The organism is Lutibacter agarilyticus, assembly GCF_900188235.1.
Classification (GTDB): Bacteria; Bacteroidota; Bacteroidia; order Flavobacteriales; family Flavobacteriaceae; genus Lutibacter; species Lutibacter agarilyticus.
This window is the reverse complement of sequence record NZ_FZNT01000006.1, coordinates 52,060-67,770: the sequence shown is the minus strand read 5'-3', so window position 1 is coordinate 67,770 and position 15,711 is coordinate 52,060. Positions and strand designations below refer to the sequence as shown.

At 32.3% G+C, this 15,711-nt stretch carries 13 protein-coding genes; 2 read left to right on the top strand and 11 right to left on the bottom strand.

The window, feature by feature from the left end:
- Positions 1-50: 50 nt before the first annotated feature.
- The 9 genes from CHB67_RS10905 to hisG form a co-directional block, all read right to left on the bottom strand.
- Positions 51-719: a DUF2461 domain-containing protein gene (locus CHB67_RS10905; protein ID WP_089381818.1), complete on the bottom strand. Its 669-nt coding sequence runs from the start codon at positions 717-719 to the stop codon at positions 51-53.
- Between the two features lie 86 nt (positions 720-805).
- A complete protein-coding gene (gene hisIE, locus CHB67_RS10900) occupies positions 806-1,405 on the bottom strand; it encodes a bifunctional phosphoribosyl-AMP cyclohydrolase/phosphoribosyl-ATP diphosphatase HisIE (protein WP_089381817.1) in 600 nt (199 codons plus the stop codon).
- A 126-nt stretch (positions 1,406-1,531) separates the two neighbouring features.
- A complete protein-coding gene (gene hisF, locus CHB67_RS10895; RefSeq protein WP_089381816.1) occupies positions 1,532-2,287 on the bottom strand; it encodes an imidazole glycerol phosphate synthase subunit HisF in 756 nt (251 codons plus the stop codon).
- A 64-nt stretch (positions 2,288-2,351) separates the two neighbouring features.
- The gene (hisA, locus tag CHB67_RS10890; protein ID WP_089381815.1) at positions 2,352-3,101 is read right to left on the bottom strand and encodes a 1-(5-phosphoribosyl)-5-[(5-phosphoribosylamino)methylideneamino]imidazole-4-carboxamide isomerase; all 750 of its coding nucleotides are present in this window, start codon (positions 3,099-3,101) and stop codon (positions 2,352-2,354) included.
- A 207-nt stretch (positions 3,102-3,308) separates the two neighbouring features.
- Complete coding sequence (hisH, locus tag CHB67_RS10885) at positions 3,309-3,890, bottom strand: imidazole glycerol phosphate synthase subunit HisH (protein ID WP_089381814.1); 582 nt, start codon at positions 3,888-3,890, stop codon at positions 3,309-3,311.
- 85 nt (positions 3,891-3,975) lie between these two features.
- Positions 3,976-5,112: a bifunctional histidinol-phosphatase/imidazoleglycerol-phosphate dehydratase HisB gene (gene hisB / locus CHB67_RS10880; RefSeq protein ID WP_089381813.1), complete on the bottom strand. Its 1,137-nt coding sequence runs from the start codon at positions 5,110-5,112 to the stop codon at positions 3,976-3,978.
- 1 nt (position 5,113) lies between these two features.
- Entirely contained in the window at positions 5,114-6,148 is a 1,035-nt protein-coding gene (gene hisC / locus CHB67_RS10875; RefSeq protein WP_089381812.1) for a histidinol-phosphate transaminase, read from the bottom strand.
- Between the two features lie 19 nt (positions 6,149-6,167).
- Positions 6,168-7,451: a histidinol dehydrogenase gene (gene hisD, locus CHB67_RS10870; RefSeq protein ID WP_089381811.1), complete on the bottom strand. Its 1,284-nt coding sequence runs from the start codon at positions 7,449-7,451 to the stop codon at positions 6,168-6,170.
- A 44-nt stretch (positions 7,452-7,495) separates the two neighbouring features.
- Entirely contained in the window at positions 7,496-8,353 is an 858-nt protein-coding gene (gene hisG, locus CHB67_RS10865) for an ATP phosphoribosyltransferase (protein ID WP_089381810.1), read from the bottom strand.
- A gap of 405 nt (positions 8,354-8,758) precedes the next feature.
- Between hisG and purL the strand changes: the two genes are divergently transcribed.
- Both purL and CHB67_RS10855 read left to right on the top strand, forming a co-directional pair.
- Positions 8,759-12,466: a phosphoribosylformylglycinamidine synthase gene (purL, locus tag CHB67_RS10860; protein ID WP_089381809.1), complete on the top strand. Its 3,708-nt coding sequence runs from the start codon at positions 8,759-8,761 to the stop codon at positions 12,464-12,466.
- Positions 12,467-12,733: 267 nt separating this feature from the next.
- Entirely contained in the window at positions 12,734-13,927 is a 1,194-nt protein-coding gene (locus CHB67_RS10855) for a threonine/serine exporter family protein (RefSeq protein ID WP_089381808.1), read from the top strand.
- A gap of 233 nt (positions 13,928-14,160) precedes the next feature.
- Here CHB67_RS10855 and CHB67_RS10850 read toward each other — a convergent pair whose 3' ends face one another.
- Positions 14,161-14,940 (bottom strand): formate/nitrite transporter family protein, encoded by a 780-nt coding sequence (locus tag CHB67_RS10850; protein WP_176461259.1) that lies wholly within the window; start codon positions 14,938-14,940, stop codon positions 14,161-14,163.
- Positions 14,941-14,974: 34 nt separating this feature from the next.
- The gene (pflA, locus tag CHB67_RS10845) at positions 14,975-15,688 is read right to left on the bottom strand and encodes a pyruvate formate-lyase-activating protein (protein WP_262494286.1); all 714 of its coding nucleotides are present in this window, start codon (positions 15,686-15,688) and stop codon (positions 14,975-14,977) included.
- Between the last annotated feature and the right edge of the window lie 23 nt (positions 15,689-15,711).

Sequence of the window (15,711 nt, the reverse complement as noted above, 5' to 3'; positions counted from 1 at the left end):
ATATAAAACAGGTTGTCTAAAAAGTAAACTTTTAAGACAACCTGTTTTTTTTAACCTATAATAGATTCTCCATTTAAATCAGTGGTAAGTATTTCACTCATATAATCAAAATACGGACGCATCGTTTGATAACTTTTACCTACTTCGTCTATAAAATTGGGAGCTGTAACTTCTTGATCTGTAAAATTTTGAACAACAATAAATTGCTTCATTTTAATTAAATCCATATCAGGATGCTCTTTATCAAAACCTCTTGGTGCAGTTTTTAAGGCGTTACCTTGCAATTCACCAAAACACTCCACAAAATTTTCATTTGCAATTATTGAACGAATTTCTGAAGTATCCATTTCAAATTCTTTTCTTATTCGCAATAAATCTTCTTTATTTGGCTCCCAAAATCCACCAGCTAAAAAACTTTCTCCCGGACGAATTCTTAAATAATAGCCTCCGCGTAAACGATTTGTTGCTCTAGAAAATGAACCTGCAAAATGCGGTTTATACGGTGTTTTATCTTTTGAAAAACGAACGTCTCTATAAATTCTAAACAACTTAAATTTATCAATGTCATCGTGTGCTTTTAATTGCTCCTCAATAGCATTGTAAAAGTCTTTCACTTTTTGTTGTTCTATTTGAAATTCAGCCTTATGTTCAGCAAACCATTCACGGTTGTTATTCCGTTTTAGCTGCTTCAAAAAGTCTAATGTAGATATTGAAATCATATTCAAAATATTAAATTTTAGATATTAAATATACGCTATTAGAAGTTAATTCTAAAAATTCGCAATTCGTAATTCGTAATTCGTAATTACTTATGTCTTCCTTCTAAAATCTTAACAATATCTTTTAAGGTATATCCTTTAGCTTGTAATAAAATTAAATAATGAAACAACAAATCTGCGCCTTCATTTAAGAATAACTCTTCATTATCATCTTTAGCTTCAATAACTATTTCAACCGCTTCTTCTCCTACTTTTTGAGCAATTTTATTGATTCCTTTTTCAAATAAAGATGCCACATAACTTTTTTCTGAATTGGCATTTACTCTTCTACTAGTAATTACACTCTCTAATTCAGAAAGAAAACCGAAAGATTGTTCATTTACTTCATCCCAACAAGTATCAGTTCCTTTATGGCAAGTTGGGCCAACGGGCTTTACTTTTATCAACAAAGAATCACTATCACAATCATTTTTTATAGAAACCACGTTTAAAAAATTACCACTTTCTTCGCCTTTAGTCCATAACCTATCTTTAGTTCTACTAAAAAAAGTAGCTTTTCCAGTTTCAACTGTTTTCTCGTACGCTTCTTTGTTCATATAACCCAACATTAAAACTTGTCTGGTTACAAAATCTTGAATAATAGCAGGAACTAAACCATCGTTATTCTTATTAAAATCTATATTCATAATTATCAGTTATTATCTTTTTAAACTATCGCTATTCGAACTTCTTTAAAACAACTTTCTGTCATTCCGCGTAGGCAGAAATCTGTTTATGCATGACTAAAGATGCTTACCTTGGTAGAAATGACACTATAACCTAACAGCAACACCTTGATTTTTTAATTCGTTTTTTAAATCTACAATTTCTATTTCTTTAAAGTGAAAAACACTAGCGGCTAAAGCTGCATCAGCTTTTCCCTCAATAAAAGTATCAGCAAAATGTTGCATATTTCCAGCACCTCCAGAAGCAATAATTGGAATATTTACCAATTCACTTAAATAAGCTAACGCTTTATTTGCAAAACCGTTTTTTGTTCCATCGTGATCCATTGATGTGAATAAAATTTCACCTGCACCACGTTTTTCAACTTCTTTTGCCCAGTCAAATAATTTAATATCTGTAGGGACTTTTCCTCCAACCAAATGCACCATCCACTCGCCATTAATTTGTTTCGCATCTATTGCAACTACTACACACTGACTTCCAAATCTTGCCGCCAAATCATTGATTAATTGCGGATTTTTTACTGCGGAAGAGTTTATAGAAACCTTATCTGCTCCCGAGTTTAATAAAACTTCAACATCTTCTACTGATGAAATTCCACCACCAACAGTAAATGGAATATTTACTTTTTCAGCGACATGCATTACCAATTCAACTAATGTTTTTCTACGTTGTTCTGTAGCTGTAATGTCTAAAAACACCAATTCATCAGCACCTTCATTTGCATAAATCTCCGCCAATTCAACAGGATCACCAGCATCTCGTAAATCTACAAAATTGACACCTTTTACGGTTCTTCCGTTTTTAATATCTAAACAAGGTATTATTCTTTTTGTTAACATTTTAATAGCTTTTCGCTTTTGGCTCTTGGCAATTAGCTAAAGGCTAACGGCTAAAAGCTAATTACTAATTATTTAAAATAAAATTTTCAATCTGTTTCATACTAATTTTATGCTCGTAAATGGCTTTACCAACAATGGTTCCTTCACAGCCCATTTCAGCTAAACGTGGCAATTCATCATAGGTTGAAATTCCTCCTGAAGCTATTAGTTTTATCTTCTCGACTGCGCTCGAAGTGACAACATTGGTTTGATCTAATATTTTTTGATACAAATCAAATGAAGGTCCTTGTAACATGCCGTCTTTTGAAATATCTGTACAAATTACATAACTCACACCTTCTTTTAAATAACTTTGAATGAAAGGAATTAGTTCTTTATCAGATTCTTCTAACCAACCGCTAATAGCCACTTTTTCGTTATTGGCATCGGCACCTAAAATAATTTTATCTGCACCAAATTTCTCAAGCCAACTTTTAAATATTTCAGGATTTTTAACAGCAATACTTCCACCTGTAATTTGATTAGCTCCACTTTCAAACGCGACTTTCAAATCCTCATCAGATTTCAATCCACCACCAAAATCAATTGATAAATTCGTATTTGAAGCAATGGTTTCTAATACTTTATAATTCACTATATGACTTGCTTTTGCTCCGTCTAAATCAACCAAATGCAAATGTTGAATTCCGTGATCTTGAAACATTTTAGCCACTTCTAACGGATTTTCATTATACACCTTTTCAGTTGCATAATCTCCTTTTGAAAGTCGTACACATTTTCCGTTGATGATATCTATTGCTGGTATTATTCTCATTGTTTACTTTATTCTTTTTTATTCCGTCATACTGAACTTGTTTCAGTATCTCATTCAACAATCCTACTTTATTGCGACCCTGAATCAAGTTCAGGGTGACGATTCATTTATAACTTAAAACCTTTAATTCCTGCGTAGGTAAGAATCCATTTATTACACTGTTTAGATTCCTGTTTTCATAGATATGACACTACAGCCTTAATTTATTTACATTTCTAAAAAATTTCGCACTATTTGTTCTCCAGCTTTGCTACTTTTTTCTGGGTGAAATTGCACGCCATAAAAGTTTTTTTCTTGCAATGCCGAAGCATATTTTAATCCGTAATTGGTGGTTGCAATGGCTTCATTGTTCATTGGAACATAATAACTATGCACCAAATACATATATTCTTTTTCTTTAATTCCTTTGAACAGATCCGATTTTAAATTTTCAATTTGATTCCATCCAATTTGTGGTACTTTTTCACTTTCATCAAAACGCAACACATCGCAATCAAAAATATTTAATCCCTTGGTATCACCTTCTTCACAATACTTACACATCAATTGCATTCCCAAACAAATCCCTAAAACAGGTTGCGTTAAGGTTGGAATTACTTTATCTAAGCCTGTAGATTTTAGCATTTCCATAGCACTACTTGCTTCACCTACACCCGGAAAAATAACTTTATCGGCATTTCTTATTTCTTCTTCATCATGCGATAACACAGCTTCGTAGCCTAAACGCTTTATAGCGAATTTTATAGACTGAATATTTCCTGCTCCGTAATTAATTATAACTATTTTCAATTTTTTGATTTTAAAAGTTAGATATTAGAAGTTAAAAGTTTAATTGTATGCTTAACTTTTAACTTCTAATATTTAATATCTTACATTATAAAAGTCCTTTTGTACTTGGCAAAATCATTTTTTCTGAATCTCTTTTTACAGCAGCTTTCATAGCTTTTGCAAAGGCTTTAAATATGCCTTCAATTTTATGGTGTTCGTTTACACCTTCAGCTTTGATATTTAAATTACAACGCGCTCCATCAGTAAAAGATTTAAACAAGTGGTAAAACATTTCAGTTGGCATAGCACCAATCATTTCACGCTTAAAATCAGCATCCCAAACCAACCAGTTTCTTCCTCCAAAATCAATAGCTACTTGTGCTAAACAATCATCCATTGGCAAGCAAAAACCATAACGTTCAATCCCTAATTTATTACCTAATGCTTTGGCAAAAACTTCACCTAAAGCAATCATCGTATCTTCAACCGTATGATGTTCATCAACTTCTAAATCTCCCTTTACTTTTATGGTTAAATCCATATTTCCGTGTCGCGCAATTTGATCTAGCATATGATCAAAAAATGCAATTCCTGTTGAAATGTCGCTTTTACCAGTTCCGTCTAAATTTAATTTGATATAAATCTTTGTTTCGTTGGTATTTCTGGTTAATTCAGCCGTTCTATTTTCAAGCTTTAAAAACTCGTAAATTCTTTCCCAATCGTTACTTTCTAAACCAATAAATTCGTCTAATTCATTTCTTTTTACAGAAATTTCATCGGTTCCTAAATTTGTGTCATCATTGATGAAAATTGCTTTAGCACCCAAATTTTTTGCCAATTCAACATCGGTTAAACGATCGCCAATTACAAATGAATTTTCCAAATCATATTCATCAGAAAAATATTTGGTTAACAAACCTGTTTTTGGTTTACGTGTATCTGCATTTTCGTGAGGAAAAGTTTTATCAATAAATACATCCGAAAACATAACACCTTCATTTTCAAAAGAATCCATTATAAAATTATGAACTGGCCAAAAAGTATCTTCAGGATACACATCGGTTCCCAAACCATCTTGATTGGTTATCATGGCTAATTCAAAATCTAATTCTTTTGCAATTTTACCTAAATATGTAAATACTTGTGGATAAAATACTAATTTATCAAATGCATCAATTTGTTCATCGGCAGGTTCTTTAATCATCGTCCCATCTCGATCAATAAATAAAACTTTTTTTCTCATTTTATATTTCGCTTAATGCTTGTATTAAAATCTTTGTTTCTCTTTTAGTACCAACTGTTAACCTTAATGTGTTTTCACATAATGGTTGAGTTGTTCTATTTCTAATTACAATTCCTTTATCAATTAATTGGCTATACCTTTTGTTTGCATCATCTACTTTAACCAACACAAAATTAGCATCGGTATTGTAAATTTCTTTTATAAATGAAATGTCTTTTAACTTTTCAATTAATCGAGTACGCTCTTTTAAAATTTTATGAATCTCACTTTTCACCTTTTTAACATCTAGTAAACGTTTTATGGCTCTTTTTTGAGTTAGTTCGTTTACGTTATAAGGGGGTTTAATTTTATTTAAAACTGCAATAATTTCTTCGGAAGCATAACAAATACCCAAGCGAATACCTGCCATTCCGTAGGCTTTAGACAAGGTTTGAGTAATTACCAAATTCGGAAATTCATGCAATCTTTTCAACCAACTTTTCTCTTTTGAAAAATCAATATAAGCTTCATCAATTACTACCAAACCGTTGAACATGTTTAATAAAACCTCTACCGATTCTTTAGAAAAAGTATTTCCTGTAGGATTATTAGGCGAACATAAAAACAAGATTTTAGAGTTTTTATCGGCAGCTTCCAAAATTTTCTTTACACTAGGCTCAAAATCGTTGGTTAACAGTACTTCTTTTTCTTCAATATTGTTAATATTTGCCAATACTTTGTACATTCCATAAGTTGGCGGCAAGGTAATTACATTATCTACTTTTGGTTCGCAAAAGGCTCTAAACACTAGGTCTAACACCTCATCGCTCCCATTTCCTAACAAAATTTGAGTTTCTTTAACACCTTTAATTTTTGCTAATTCACTTTTAACGGTTGTTTGTTGAGGATCTGGATACCTGTTTACACCATTTTCATGCGGATTCTCATTCGCATCTAAGAAAATCATATCAGTCCCTAACTCTTTGTATTCATCTCTTGCAGAAGAATACGGTTTTAAAGCTTGAATGTTTTTTCTAATTAATTGTTCAATTTTCATTTTTATAACTATTTGCAATTTATTTTAAACTGTTTAACCTTAAAGTAACTGCATTTTTATGGGCATCTAAGCCTTCTGCAGCTGCTAAAATCTCAATGGTTTCTCCAATTTTTTGAATTCCTTTTTCTGATATTTTTTGAAATGAAATGGATTTTAAAAACGAATCTAAATTTACACCCGAATAGGCTTTTGAATACCCATTTGTTGGCAAGGTATGATTGGTTCCTGAAGCATAATCACCAGCACTTTCAGGAGTGTAATCACCTATAAATACCGAACCTGCATTCTCTACACCGTTTACATAAAAATCATTATCAGCCGTACAAACAATAAAATGCTCTGGACCGTATTCATTAATTAATTGCAATGCAATTTCTTTGGTTTCAACAAATAATAATTTTGAATTATCAATGGCTTTTTTGGCTATTTTTTTTCTTGAAAGTAGTTCTATTTGCTTTTCTATTTCAATTTCAACTGCTGCTAATTTTTCTTTTGAAGTTGATACTAAAATCACCTGACTATCTGTTCCGTGTTCTGCCTGACTTAATAAATCAGAGGCGACAAAACTAGCGTTTGCTGTTGCATCAGCAACTACCAACAATTCACTTGGTCCTGCTGGCATATCAATGGCAACACCGTATTTAGTTGCCAATTGTTTAGCTACAGTTACGTATTGATTTCCAGGTCCAAATATTTTATACACCTGCGGAATTGTTTCTGTTCCAAAGGTTAAACCTGCAATTGCCTGAATTCCTCCTACTTTTATAATTTTGGTAACACCACATTGTTGTGCTGCATAAATTATTGCAGGATGAATTTTACCTCTTTTATTTGGTGGAGTTGCTAAAATAATTTCTCTACAACCCGCAATTTGTGCTGGAATCGCTAACATTAAAACCGATGAAAATAAAGGTGCTGTTCCTCCTGGAATGTACAATCCAACTTTTTGAATCGGACGTTTTTCTTGCCAGCATTCAACCCCTTCTGTAGTTTCTGTTACTATCTTACCTGTTTTTTGTGCAGCGTGAAACTTATAAATATTAGCCTTTGCTGTATTTATAGCTTCTTTTAAATCTTCTGAAACCAATTGTTCAGCTTCAACAACTTCAGCTTCTGAAACAAAAATATCATCTAACTCAACACCGTCAAAAATAGAAGTGTAGCGTTTTACACCGTCATTTCCATTTCTTCTAATATCATCAAAAATTGAGGTTACCGTTTCTTCAATTGCTTCAACAGTTTGCGTTGGTCGTTCTAAAATTTGAGACCATTCACTTTTTGCAGGATTTATTATTTTTTTCATGGTATAACTTTAACTATTCAACTTTTAAACTCTTAAACCTTTTTTTAAAGTACCATTTTTTCAATTGGAACTACCAATAAACCTTCTGCTCCGTTTGCTTTTAACTCGTCAATAACTTCCCAAAACGAATTTTTTTCAACTACTGTGTGAATTGAGCTCCAACCTGGTTCTGCTAAAGGTAAAACCGTTGGGCTTCGCATACCTGGTAATAATTTAATAATGCTTTCAACCTTATCGTTAGGCGCATTCATTAATACATATTTAGATTTTCTTCCTTTTAAAACAGATTGAATTCTGAATTGTAATTTGTCTAAAATTTTCTGATTTTCTTCAGAAATATTTGGTGAAGCAGCTAATACAGCTTCACTAGTCAACATTTTTTCAACCTCCTTTAAATTGTTTTTAAACAAGGTACTTCCACTAGAAACAATATCACAAATTGCATCAGCCAAACCAATATTTGGAGCAATTTCAACCGAACCGTTAATTAAGTGAATATCTGGTTTCACGTTAAATTGTTTGAAATAATTTAACACTGTATTTGGATACGATGTTGCAATACGAGCGCCATCTAAATCCTGAATACTTTTGTATTCCACATCTTTAGGAATTGCAATAGAAACTCTACATTTTGAAAAACCTAAACGCTCTGCAATATTAATATCTGTGCCTTTTTCAATCAATACATTTTCTCCAATAATCGCAATATCAACCACACCATCTCTTAAATATTGTGGAATATCACCGTTTCTTAAATACAATACTTCTAAAGGAAAATTACTTGCTGAAGCTTTTAATTGATCTTTTCCATTGTCTATAGAAATTCCACAATCTTTTAATAATTTTAGAGAATCTTCATTTAATCTCCCTGATTTTTGTACTGCAATTTTAATTTTATTCATTTTTTTTATTTTTTTGCTTGAAAAATTCAAACAGTTTTAAATAAAAAACCCGCTTGAATTAATCAAACGGGTTTAACATATATTTTAGTTTATTCAATACATCATTAGCTCGCTTGATTGCCAGTAGTATGATGATGATGATGTAATTGAATTGATTTCATTTCTTTTATTTTAACAGCACAAATATATACAATTGTTTAAAACTAACCCAATACATTTTTCAAATATTTACATAAAGTAATGCTTTGTTAACTATTTAACAAAAAAAGCAAAGAAATTTAGCTTTGAAAAAAATTGTTTAAAACTCATTAATAAGTGTTTAAATTCAGTAATAACTAACAGCATTGTTTCTAATAAATTAGTTAAATTTGCGCTTTCTAACAATACACTAAAAACAATCTATATATGATTCATTTCTTTGGAAACCAAAACAGCAAAATTTATGCTGTGCAAACGTCAAAAGATATTTCGCAAGAAACTACTGACAAATTAAATTGGCTTTTTGGAAATCAAACAAAAGTTGCTGCTTCTTCAATCAAAGCTTATTTTATTGGCCCACGTGCTGCTATGATTACTCCTTGGAGTACAAACGCGGTTGAAATTACCCAAAATATGGGGATTAATGACATCATAAGAATTGAAGAATTTACAGCTTCAAACGAAAAAGAATCATTTGACCCAATGATTTTTCAGAAGTTTGAAGAATTAGATCAAGAAATTTTTGATATTCACATTCAACCTGAAGCTGTTTTAGATATTGAAGATATTGCAGCTTACAATCAACAAGAAGGACTTTCATTAAGCGATGAAGAAGTTGAATATTTGAATGGAATTAGTGAAAAAATTGGAAGAAAATTAACTGATTCTGAAGTGTTTGGGTTTTCACAAGTAAACTCCGAACACTGTCGCCATAAAATATTTAACGGAACTTTTATTATTGATGGAGAAGAAATGCCTTCCTCTTTATTTAAACTCATCCGTAAAACTTCTGAAACACACCCTAACGGAATTGTTTCAGCGTATAAAGATAATGTTGCTTTTGTAAAAGGACCTGTTGTAGAGCAATTTGCACCAAAATCTGCCGATAAACCTGATTTCTATGAGAAAAAAGATTTTAAATCGGTTATTTCAATAAAAGCTGAAACACATAACTTCCCAACAACTGTTGAGCCTTTTAACGGAGCTGCAACTGGTGCTGGTGGAGAAATTAGAGACCGTTTGGCTGGTGGAAAAGGTTCTTTACCTTTAGCTGGAACTGCAGTTTATATGACTTCTTATTCTCGTTTAAAAGATGCTTCGACTTCGCTCAGCAACCATAATAGACCTTGGGAAAACGGTATGAAAGAACGTGAGTGGCTATACCAAACTCCAATGGATATTTTAATCAAAGCTTCTAACGGAGCTTCAGATTTTGGAAATAAATTTGGACAACCATTAATTAATGGTTCAGTATTAACTTTTGAACACGAAGAATGCTTCGACAAGCTCAGCATGACAAATGCTCGTAAACTTGGCTTTGATAAAGTGATTATGCAAGCTGGTGGAATTGGTTACGGAAAAGAAGAACAAGCATTAAAAGACACGCCAAAAGAACACGATAAAATTGTGATTTTAGGTGGTGATAATTATAGAATTGGTATGGGAGGTGCTGCGGTTTCTTCTGCAGATACTGGAGAATTTGAAAGTGGTATTGAATTAAATGCGGTACAACGTTCAAATCCTGAAATGCAAAAAAGAGCTGCCAACGCCATTCGTGGTATGGTAGAAAGTGATGTAAACACCATTGTTTCTATTCACGATCACGGTGCAGGTGGACATTTAAACTGTTTGTCAGAATTAGTTGAAGATACTGGTGGATTAATTGACCTAGATAAATTACCTGTAGGTGACCCTACCCTTTCAGCAAAAGAAATTATAGGAAACGAATCTCAAGAACGTATGGGATTGGTTATTGGAGAAAAAGATGCTGAATATTTGCATAGAATTGCAGATCGTGAGCGTGCTCCTTATTATGAAGTTGGTGAAGTAACTAATGATCATCGTTTTACATTTGAATCTAAAACTACTGGTGAAAAACCAATGGATTTAGAAATGAATGATATGTTTGGAAGTTCTCCTAAAACCATTATGACTGATAAAACAGTTGTAAGAAATTACCAAGAAATTTCTTATACTCAAGATAAAATTTACAACTACATTAAACAAGTATTGCAGTTAGAAGCTGTTGCTTGTAAAGATTGGTTGACAAATAAAGTAGACCGTTGTGTTGGTGGAAAGGTTGCCAAACAACAAAATGCCGGACCTTTACAATTGCCATTAAATAATGTTGGTGTAATGGCCTTAGATTATAATGGTAAAGAAGGAATTGCTACGGCTATGGGACATGCTCCTATAAGTGCTTTAATTGATCCTGCTGCTGGTAGTAAAAATGCCATTGCAGAATCATTAACAAACATTATTTGGGCACCTTTACAAGATAATTTAGCTTCAATTTCATTATCTGCAAACTGGATGTGGCCTTGTAAAAACGAAGGTGAAGATGCGCGTTTATACAAAGCTGTTCAAGCTGTTTCAGATTTTTCTATTGAATTAGGTATCAATGTTCCAACAGGTAAAGATTCTTTATCAATGAAACAAAAATATCCTAATGAAGATGTTATATCTCCCGGTACTGTAATTATTACAGCTGCTGGTCATTGTAACGATATTACAAAGGTTGTAGAACCTGTGCTTCAAAAAAGTGGAATGAACAAAATTTATTACATCAACTTATCAAATGATGCTTATAAATTAGGCGGTTCTTCTTTTGCACAAACGCAAAACAAAATTGGAACAGAAACTCCTACAATTAAGGATGCTGCTAAATTCAAAAATGCTTTTAACACCATTCAACAATTAATTAAAGACGATAAAATTTTAGCGGGTCATGATATTTCTGCTGGAGGAATGTTAACTACCTTATTAGAATTATGTTTCTCTGAAGAAATGATAGGCTTAAACATTGATATTTCTGCTTTAGGTGAAAGTGATGCTGTAAAAGTTTTATTTGCTGAAAACAGCGGAATTATTTTCCAAAGTATTTCAGAAGATGTTCCTGTAATTTTAGCAAATAACAACGTTGAATTCTTTGAATTAGGAAATGCTGTTAGAAGTGAAACTGTAAAAATTAACAACAATGGCGAAGTTTTAGAATTTAACATCCCTGAATTACGTGATGTTTGGTTTGAAACTTCTTATTTGTTAGATGACAAACAAACTGCAAATGGTTTGGCGAAAGATCGTTTTGACAATTACAAAAATCAACCATTAAAATATACATTCCCAACACATTTTACAGGAAAACTTCCTGAAATTGATGCTACAAAACCAAGACCTAAAGCGGCTATTATTCGTGAAAAAGGATCAAATTCTGAGCGTGAAATGGCAAATGCCATGTACTTAGCTGGTTTTGATGTAAAAGATGTACATATGACCGATTTAATTTCTGGGCGTGAAAACTTAGAAGACATTCAGTTTGTAGGTGCTGTTGGTGGATTTAGTAATTCGGATGTGTTAGGTTCAGCAAAAGGTTGGGCAGGTGCATTCTTATACAACGAAAAAGCCAATACATCTTTACAAAACTTCTTCAAAAGAAAAGATACCTTATCTGTTGGTATTTGTAATGGTTGTCAGTTATTTATGGAATTAGAAGAAATCAATCCTGAACACGAAGTTCACGGAAAAATGTTACATAATAATTCTCATAAACACGAAAGTAATTTTACTTCTGTAACCATTCAAGAAAATAATTCTGTAATGCTTTCTAACTTAGCTGGAAGTACTTTAGGCGTTTGGATTTCTCATGGTGAAGGTAAATTTAACTTACCTATGGAAGAAAGTGCTTATAATATTGTTGCTAAATATGCGTATGAAGGGTATCCTGCAAATCCAAATGGTTCTGATTACAACACGGCAATGATGAGCAGTAAAGATGGTAGACATTTAGTAATGATGCCTCATATTGAACGTTCTATTTTTCAATGGAACTGGGCTAATTATCCTAACGGAAGAAAAGATGAAGTTTCGCCTTGGGCCGAAGCTTTTGTAAATGCTAAAAATTGGTTAACTAAATAAGTAACATATAGTATCTAAAAAAGGCTTTCATTTGAAAGCCTTTTTTTTACTTAAAAGTTTATTAATCAACATCATTTCAACTGATATCTGAATAATAAATGTATCGAGAATATCACTTTTTTTAATGAAGTTTCTATGTACATTGCTATTTAAGGCTACAAAATGCTAAAATTCACGAACATTCATGATATTTATTTAAAATTCACAACGAGTTAAATACATATACATCAATAGTTTACATTTGCATTTTTAATTGAATAGCAACAAATGAAAATTCCTGATAAATACAAACATATTATTGAATTAGGTAAAGCGCTACATATCTACGGTGTGCCTTCTTATAAAATACAATCTTATTTAACCAAAGTTTCTAAAACCGAAGGTATTAATGGTGTATTTATGGACTTACCTACTTGGATAAATTATGTGTTTTATGAAGACGATCAAACCTATAATTATATAGAGTGTATTCCTCCCGGAATTTTAAACTTAGGCGGATTATCAAGTGTTGATGAAGTTACCAATAAAGTAATTTCAAAAGAAATTGACAGTTCAGAAGTGATTCACGAGTTAAAATTAATCAACGATGAAACTAAAAAAACAAATCATTTTATACTAACATTATCTTATGCCCTTGCATCAGCAGGGTTTAGCTTAATGATTGGCACCAATTGGATCTCGTTAATTGTTGCTTTGCTATTAGGTGCTTTGATTTACCCATTTGTTTATATCTCTACAAAGTCTAATTATTTTGAAACCATTTTAGAATCGTTAACCTCATTTGCTGTAACTATTATTGCCAGTTTATTACATTTGGTATTTCCTGATTTGAATGTTGGTATTACCATTTTGTCTGCCATTATTATATTTATACCAGGATTATCCATAACCACCTCTTTAGAAGAAATCACTTCAAAAAACTTAGTTTCTGGAGGTGCTAAATTATTTGATTCCATTATTACGCTATTTAAACAATTTTTCGGGGTTTTACTCGGCTTGGCTTTGATGTCTTCAATTATTGATTTTAAGCAATTAGTTCATATATCTGATTTACCACAATGGATTATGTTTTGCGGTATTCCTTTATTTTCAATGAGCTTATTACCTATTTTTCAGGTTCGAAAAAAAGACATGTTTTTAGGAGTTGTTACAGCTGTTTTGGTTTTCTTTCTTACCGTACTATTTTCAGGTTATGGTGTATTATTTAGCACTTTTATAGGAACAATTGCCGCAGTAGCTATTAGTAATTTATTCAATAGAATTACAAAAACACCAAAAACGGTGTATTTAATGCAAGGCATTGTAATGCTTGTGCCAGGTAGTAAATCTTTTATGGGATTAAGCAATTCGTTTTTAAACTCATCTATTATTATTGCAGGGAATATTTACGAACAAGTTGCTTTTACCTTGATGGGAATTATTGGTGGTTTATTGTTTTCAGGTGTCTTTAGAAAACGGTGATTTATTAGCTATCACTAAAAAACAGGATGCAAACTTGCTTTTGCGTTAGCGGTTGAACGGCATGTTTGAGCTCTTTTTTTGTTGCTTTTTAGCAACTTAAAAAAAGCGAGTAGTGAAGACGCGACCTGAAAGGGAACGCCCAAATAATTGACTTAAAATTTCAGATTCTTATACTAATTAATTTTTAGTATGGTAAGATTTTGAATCAATGCTCCTGAACGGCTTAGCTATTTTTATTGATTCTTTCCAAATAAATAACCATACGGCAAACCGACAAACAGCACGCCTCCAACAATATTCCCTAAAGTTGCTGGAATTAGGTTTTTTACTATAAAAGTAGTCCACGTAATATCTGCGCCTTCAAAAATAGCCAACGGAATAAAATACATATTTGCAATACTATGCTCAAACCCCATGGTAACAAATGCCATTACTGGTAACCAAATAGCCAGTATTTTACCTGTAGTGTCTTTAGCTGCCATTCCTTGCCAAACGGCTAAACAAACCAACCAGTTTGCACCAATTCCTTTTAAAAAGGTAACTAAAAACGTATGACTAGTTTTACCAATTGCGACTTTATGTACGGCGTCTTGAAATGGAGAACCACTTACAATATGCGTTAAATGTGTAATAACATAAGCTACAAAAACTGCGCCAACAAAGTTACCAACATATACCAAACCCCAATTTTTAAGCAACGCCTGAATACCTTGTTTTTTATTGATTAAGTTTGGAATAAAATAAGCATTGTTACCTGTAAAAAGTTCTGCTCCTACAACTACCACAAGAATCAGCCCTATTGGGAAAGTTGCTCCAAATAAGAATTTAGTAATTCCAGGGTTTGAAGCTGCAATTCCGGGTGTACCTCCACCTACAATTAAAGCTAACAAGCCTCCAAATGCAATGTATGCTCCTGCTAAAAATGCAAGTATTAATGTTTTATTTATTGTATAATTTCCTTTGTTTAAGGCTAATTTACTTACGATACTTATTACTTCTTTTGGGGTATTCATTTTGAAAATATCTTGTTGCTTCTAACAACACTTTTTAATTTATTTTTACTTCTTTGAAATACTTCGATAAAATTGCCGCAGCTTCCTCTATTTCTTCTTGGGTGTTTTCACGGGCGTCTTTTAACTGGTATTCCCAACCTAAAGCTTCCCACTTGTGAACTCCTAGCTTGTGATACGGTTGAATTTCAATTTTTTCAATGGTTTTATACTCTTTAAAGTGTTCTCCCATTGCGTGTAATAATTCAGGTTTATTAGTGATTCCTGGAATTAATACATAACGCAACCACATTTTTTTACCTGATGCTTCTCTATAAGCTGCAAAATTAAAGGTGGTTTCTTTATTTCGCATTCCTGTAAGTGCTTCGTAACCATCTTCAGTCATATGCTTAATGTCAAGCATTACCAAATCGGCATACTCATCTAACAACTCCTTTGCTGAATTATTTAAGATTCTTCCGTTGGTATCAATATTTGTATGAATACCTTCTTCTTTCAATCGCTTAAAAAAAGGAATTAATTCTTTTGACTGCAATAAAGGTTCTCCTCCTGAAACCGTAACGCCACCATTGGCTCTAAAATAAGGTTTCATTCGTTTTGCCATTTTTACCAATTCTTCAACCTCGTACTCCGTTCCTCCTGAAGTTTCAATAGTATCAGGGTTGTGGCAATACAAACATTTTAATTTACAGCCTTGTAAAAAAATTACAAATCGAATCCCCGGACCATCGTGGGTACCGAATGATTCTATGGAATGAACTCTTAGTTTAGTTT